Genomic DNA, 6,680 nt, shown 5'->3' with positions numbered 1-6,680 from the left:
CTACCATTTATGGCTTCTTTAGATATGGGAACTAAGCAGAATACCAGGGAACTTGCTAACGAACTTATACGTAACAACAACTCTACCCTAAGGATTTAATTTGATATTGTAGATTTCCCTATAATCTAATTAAAAATAATCCATTATTAGATGAGATGTAGGAATTTTAACATGCAAACTAATAGGAAAGACAGAGGTTTTCTTAAGCCATGAAGTTATAAATAAAAATTATCAAATAGCAGTAATTGAATTGAAGGTAAGAGATTTTTTACCAAGAAAACACTTGAGAAGAAAGTATACTAATGTAAGATTTAAAAAGGAACCCCCTTTAAAATTACCTTATTGTTTTATACTAGTAGACCCATCTTTTTACAACTAGCTGTCAATCAATATAAAATAACTTTTTCTTTAACAAAAGCATACCAGATATTCAGACTCAAAATTAACCACAGAAGTAATGGTTGACGATTCAGACATGGTATTCTTAAAAGAAATCTATGAACAAACTAGCCAATAAGAAATACCTGAAATCCTCAATAAGTTTACCTAAGATGTTTCTTTCAGGCAGGAAGGAAGAAATCTGGCGGTGCCACCTATTAGCACATTAACAAGAACCAGTAATGATTAATTGTGTAAGACCTCAAATGATTACGATACATAAACAACAATATCAAAAACTTAGTAACATCTATCTCATTGGACCTATGGGTTCTGGAAAAACAAGTCTGGGTAAACAGTTTGGTAACTTAACCGGAAATCGTTTTTATGATTCAGATATTGAAATTGAAAAACGAACAGGTGCAGATATTCCATGGATTTTCAAGTGGGAAGGGGAAGAAGGCTTTCGTAAACGTGAAACCCAAGTGATTGATTCATTGTGTAAATTCAATAATATTATTTTAGCCACTGGAGGAGGGTGTATATTAAATGAAGCTAATCGCCGTTTTTTATCTGAAAACGGTATTGTAATCTATTTAACGGTGTCAATAGAAACACAATTAAAACGGATTTCTCGTACAGGGAAGGATCGTCCTCTCTTTTTTATCCAACATAATTCCAAAAAAAAACTTCAAGAACTCAACGAAAAACGAAGACCCTTATATCAAAGTATTGCCGATTTCATATATCAAAGTGATCATTTAAAACCCCCTGAATTATCAATGCAAATTTTGACAGATATTAAGAAATTTATAATAAGTTTATGAAAACTACTTGTATTTTTTTTAAAACTAAAGAATCTAGGTATCCTATTTATATAGGTTTAGATCTCCTAAACCAGAAACAACTTCTTCACCAATACATTGAGGGTTCTCAAATAATGATCGTGACTAATGAAACGATTGCACCATTCTATCTTGCACCATTAAAAACTATTTTTGAAGATGTGCAGTGTGACCAATGTCTCTTGCCTGATGGCGAACAGTTTAAAGATATTAAACAGTGGCAGGAAATCCTCAATAAACTGATTGCAGTGAATCATCATCGAAATACAACTTTAATTGCTTTAGGAGGGGGAGTCATAGGCGATCTCACAGGTTTTGCTGCGGCGTGTTATCAACGAGGAGTAGATTTCATCCAATTACCAACAACTCTTTTAGCTCAAGTTGATGCCTCCCTTGGTGGAAAAACTGCTATCAATCATCCGTTAGGTAAAAATCTTATCGGTGCATTTCATCAGCCTAAAGCGGTAATTATTGATCTCAATACTCTTTACACATTACCTCCACGTGAATTTAATTCAGGAATTGCTGAAATTATTAAAACTGCGCTAATCTATGATAAAAAATTTTATCTGGATCTCGAAACAAATATTACCTTTTTATTACGACGAGACTTAGATTATCTCCAAACTACTATTAAACGAGCCTGCGAAATCAAGCGAGATATTGTCAGTGCAGATGTAAAAGAGAAAACTAGTCAACGTACTCTCTTAAACTTAGGGCATACCTTTAGCCATGCGATCGAACAGGTTTTAGGTTATGGATATTGGCTCCATGGTGAAGCAGTAGCAGTAGGCTTAATATTAGCAGCTGAATTATCTGCATATTTAGGGCTGATTCGTTCTGACGAAGTAAATCGGGTTCGAAAGCTGCTCCAACAAATTCCTTTACCTACTCAATTACCTAAAGAAATTGTGGAAGATTCCTTATTATTTGCTATGCATCAGGATAAAAAAGTAATGAATGACCATCTACGCCTTGTGTTATTGAAACAGATTGGGAGTGCCTTTGTCGCAGGTCAGATTAATGACGATATTTTAAAATTATTTTTTTCTAGTTTAAATAAAACACTTATATTCTAGTGAAACATGATTAAAAATTTAGTTTATAAACGTTGAAAACGAGTGTAATAAATTATCTTCCGAAGCTGTAAAACAGCCTTTATAACCGAAAATTAATTAAGTATATTTTTTATTATTAGCTCTAATTTTTTTTTAATACTCCTCTTCTGATACAAACATCGTCACCAACCCAATATTAGCAAAATAACCCATCTGATCAGGAATGTAATAAATCTCATTTAAATGGCTTAGCAAATTATTTCATAAAGCCAAAAAGTATCTAATTAATTATTGGAGCGTCATAACGAAAAAGAGAACACTTTAAAAAATCAAGTACACTAATTTAAGATAAGCTTATAAGATAAGCATTAAGATTATTAAACACTTTTTATATACACTTTATCAAAGCTATATTTAGCGGTCATAACTTTCTTACCGATTTGAATATTTTTTACTAAAGAGCAATGATACTATAAAGTTTTTTGTCCTTCTTATTGAAAAATCCTTAAAAATTAGTTTATTTTGTATTATTATTAAGCCGTTTATTATTCTACATGTCTTTAGTATTTAACTATTCATGTAAATATTTATCAACAGCAGCTATTGAGTCACACTGTGTTTTTTTAATAAGCTCTTTTGGTGGGATAAGGAATGTAATACCACACGGTTAGCTACACTTAATTATTTAAGTATCTCTAAAAAAAGAAATTAAATTTTACAATTGAGATAAATGAGAAAATATTATTTTTTGACTCTCATCTCTCACAAAAATATAATTTTCTTATTTCTACAACCATATCCATTTTAGACGTTGATTGGAAATATATTTACTACACTCATTAAAACTCTCCTTCATCCGTTTCTCACAAAAAGAAGTTCTGATAATCTAGGTTTCACAATAGGGGTGTCTTTTGTTATTTAGGATTTAGTTTATTGTGATCCTTACGCTTTACATTTTTCAATACAAACTTTAATTCAGATATCCTCTTTATGCCTATATGAAGTGATATCTTAATTACTTTATGATAATAAAAAGTATGGTCTCGTTTTTATAGCAGGCTAGAAAAAAGAGAATAAAATTTCCTAGTAGTAAGTAAATTATTTAATGCTTATTAAACGTTATAAATTCTTTTAATTGCTAAGTCTTTTCTGTAATGCTATATGAGGTTAGAAAAATTTAAAGTCCTGCCTAAAAAAGTAATATATAAACCCTGATATCTTCTTCAGACTAAAGGTCGGTGTATCATGAAATTAAATATTGTTATCTAATCTTGAAAGACTAACTATCATGCAGATTAAATTAATATTATTTTATCCCCCCTCCCTATATACCAAAGTTTATCTCGATCAAGCGACTTTATTCTTAGTTAATACATGCCTCCGATAACACCATAATAAGCAAAAAGCACTAAGCACAAGAGCCACTTCAAATAGATACATACACTGGATAGAGATATAATAACTTCCAATGTCTACAAATAAGTAAATCAATAAAATCAAAATACCACTTAAGCTATTAAATATAGACTGCATCCGAGCTTGAAATCGAAACTTTGTCAAGTGCTGTGCTTTTGTTACCATCAATGGCCATACAGCTAAACAAAGACCAATGAAAAAATACAATATTTCAGCTCCAATAATGATACGATTCGCTCCAAACCAACTAAAAAAAATAGCTAACAACAAACACAATATCATTAAAATTTTTGTAAGCCCCCATCGATCGGCTATCCAAGGCATAAAAATTCCTCCTACGACGACCCCGATGGCTAAAGCAGCATCAATTTGCCCAAATTGAGAAATGCTTCCCTGTAATACATTCTTAACAAAAGGCGCCAATAAAACCGGCGTTGTCATAAAAGATACTAAGATCAGCAACTGAACGGAATAAATCAGAATTAATTTTGGATGTTTACGTAAGTAAACAAGTCCTATCTTAAAATCGTCAATAATAAAATGATAAGAAATTTTTCTTTTCTTTATTTGTTGTAACGTCGGCTTCACACGCATCAATGCGAATGTTGAAAGAATAAAAATAATTCCCGTCACTAATATCGTGGGTGCTGGAGATAAGCAAGCGACAAAAAAACCTGCCAAACCCATTCCTGCCACATTCCCCATTTCATAAGCAATATCAATAGTAAAATTAGCATACAGCAAATCATCTAAAATTACTATTTCACGAATTAATGCGATTGCCGCAGGTAAATAAACACTGAAACCTATTCCCAATAATATTGTAAGAAAATAAATGATATAGGAAGCAATATGGTGACTAAAATAGCTACTAAAAAAAATTAACACAATTCCTCGAATAGCATTACCCCCTATCATAAGCCATTTACGCGAATAGCCATCGACGATTACTCCTAAAAAAGGTCCCAATAATACAGTAGGTAACCAAAAACAAAGCATCAAAATCGCAACTGCTGCAACTGAGTTATTAACTTGTAAAATTAGCCAACTCAATGTAACGTAGCTTAAGCCCGACCCGAACGTTGCTAAAAGGCAGCTTACAAAATACCATCGAAAAGAGAGTTGAGATAATAACTGCAACCGCTTACTAACAAACGCCATAACAACACCAAACTAAATCAAAGATATTTAACTAAATATCAAATCTAAATACCAAACAAAGAAAATCAAAATACTCAAGATCCACACTCAAGATTACTTAAATTTAAGTAGGTAAACCTATTCTTATACCATAATTTATAAATTTTATCACCTTCATAATACAAGACCATGATAGCCTGATTCTTCTCTCAAGAACTCTGAGGTTTAGTGATTTTAAACAGTTAAAATACTCATTAAAGATCTTGATTGTAAATTTTCAAAAGGTGGTAGGTAATCGGAGAACAATTTGACAATTAAGTAGCGTACTTTTAAAGGAGATGCTTCAAAATTACAGCCCACTGTTGAAACAACCCCTTTTTAAAAAGCCTCTCTCAATCAGGAGAGTGATGAAAAGGATAATTCATGGTTAATTTAGTCATACTGATTTCTTGCTTTTCTCAATCTGACATAGAAATTCAATATAATATCTATTGGATATTTATTTACCTAATTTTAATAGTAGGAATCTACACCATACTTTGTATGTAACTTGTATGGCACCTGATTGATTATAATCAGATTTTCCTTCTAATATTTAGATATATGGTTCTTTATTAGAGAAGTTGAATACCTATTTTTTATTATTCGAAGTATCCTCCATAATTCCAAGGCTAGCTTTTTACTTTGCTTATTCTACAAATTACACTGTTATATTTAACTGGACTGGCCTCTACACCGATATAAAATTGTTTTATACTCATTACAGTCATATTGGGCATTTGATATTATAAATGGCTAGAAAGATGATTTTTTAGTGGTAAACCTCTACTTTTGATTTATTATGATCTCCATGATTTTAGTCGTTACTCTTATCCTTCGGTGAATTGTGACGTGAGCTCATAAAAAAAATTGAAAGATATAATTTTATCATAATAAACTGATATTCTATTGTCTATTAAACTTAGCCTAATATGCACCTTTATAACCGATCCAACTCTCTAAGCTCAAATTTAGAAATCCGTATGCTAAAAATATTAAAGCATATTAAATCTAATGTTAATGTGTTAACGTGGTTTAGTCGTAAGTATTTTAATAAACTAGTGTTTTTTCAGAAAACACGTAGAATATTTATACACTCTGCCTAGTACTAGAAATAATTTACTACAGTGACTTCTTTAGATGATTAAGCGGCTGATTATCAATCTATAATTGTATTGTACTGTCTAATAGACATCACCAAAGAAATACTTTCCATGAAATGTAATTCTTATATTTTCTGAAGAGCCTGAATTAACTCACTGAAGTAAAGACTGAAATTAATTAATTTAAAAATTAATATAAGTAAGCAAGTCTCCTCTGTATTAATGGATGTTTTTTAATTGAGTAACGTCAATTATAACGATGTTCCTTACCTATCAGGATAGATGTAGGATGATTAAAGTTATGGTTATACAGCTCTTATGAATTTGATCATTATTAATTGTAATAAATTTTTATTAAATTTTTTTGATAAAAATGAACACTGAACTGAAGGTGAAAAGCATTTTATTTAGAAAATTCAGTAGATTTTTCAAATATATAAAACCACTACAACAAAGTAATACAACAAAATACAACAAATAAAAAAATGATCCGATTTCTATTTATAGAAATCATTATAATCATTACGAACTTAGTAAAATCATGTATAATACACCGAATTACGATAACACTACACTGTAACTATACGTCATTTAATGCATTATATAAAAATGCTTTTACAACAAGCCTTAATTAATCTCCTGAAAATTATGAAATCAATCTTTAAAAAGACATCTTGTTAAGTCACGTACACTCATACACA

Annotated in this window: 3 protein-coding genes; 2 read left to right on the top strand and 1 reads right to left on the bottom strand. The window is 30.7% G+C overall.

Going from position 1 to position 6,680, the window contains the following annotated elements; translation table 11 throughout:
• Positions 1-620 precede the first annotated feature (620 nt).
• Both CLERM_RS03040 and aroB read left to right on the top strand, forming a co-directional pair.
• On the top strand, positions 621-1,205 hold the full coding sequence (locus CLERM_RS03040) for a shikimate kinase (protein ID WP_236905108.1): 585 nt from the start codon (positions 621-623) through the stop codon (positions 1,203-1,205).
• Complete coding sequence (gene aroB, locus CLERM_RS03035; RefSeq protein WP_102157120.1) at positions 1,202-2,302, top strand: 3-dehydroquinate synthase; 1,101 nt, start codon at positions 1,202-1,204, stop codon at positions 2,300-2,302. Before CLERM_RS03040 ends, aroB begins: the two co-directional genes overlap by 4 nt.
• A gap of 1,326 nt (positions 2,303-3,628) precedes the next feature.
• Here aroB and CLERM_RS03030 read toward each other — a convergent pair.
• On the bottom strand, positions 3,629-4,858 hold the full coding sequence (locus CLERM_RS03030; RefSeq protein ID WP_102157119.1) for an MFS transporter: 1,230 nt from the start codon (positions 4,856-4,858) through the stop codon (positions 3,629-3,631).
• Positions 4,859-6,680: the final 1,822 nt, after the last annotated feature.

This window comes from Coxiella-like endosymbiont (assembly GCF_002871095.1).
Taxonomy (GTDB): Bacteria; Pseudomonadota; Gammaproteobacteria; order Coxiellales; family Coxiellaceae; genus Coxiella.
This window is presented reverse-complemented; position numbering and strand designations above follow the sequence as displayed.

Coding starts and splice junctions, on each gene's coding strand:
- CLERM_RS03040 (WP_236905108.1), top strand. CDS start 621: ATGATTAATTGTGTAAGACCTCAAATGATTACGATACATAAACAACAA.
- aroB (WP_102157120.1), top strand. CDS start 1,202: ATGAAAACTACTTGTATTTTTTTTAAAACTAAAGAATCTAGGTATCCT.
- CLERM_RS03030 (WP_102157119.1), bottom strand. CDS start 4,858: ATGGCGTTTGTTAGTAAGCGGTTGCAGTTATTATCTCAACTCTCTTTT.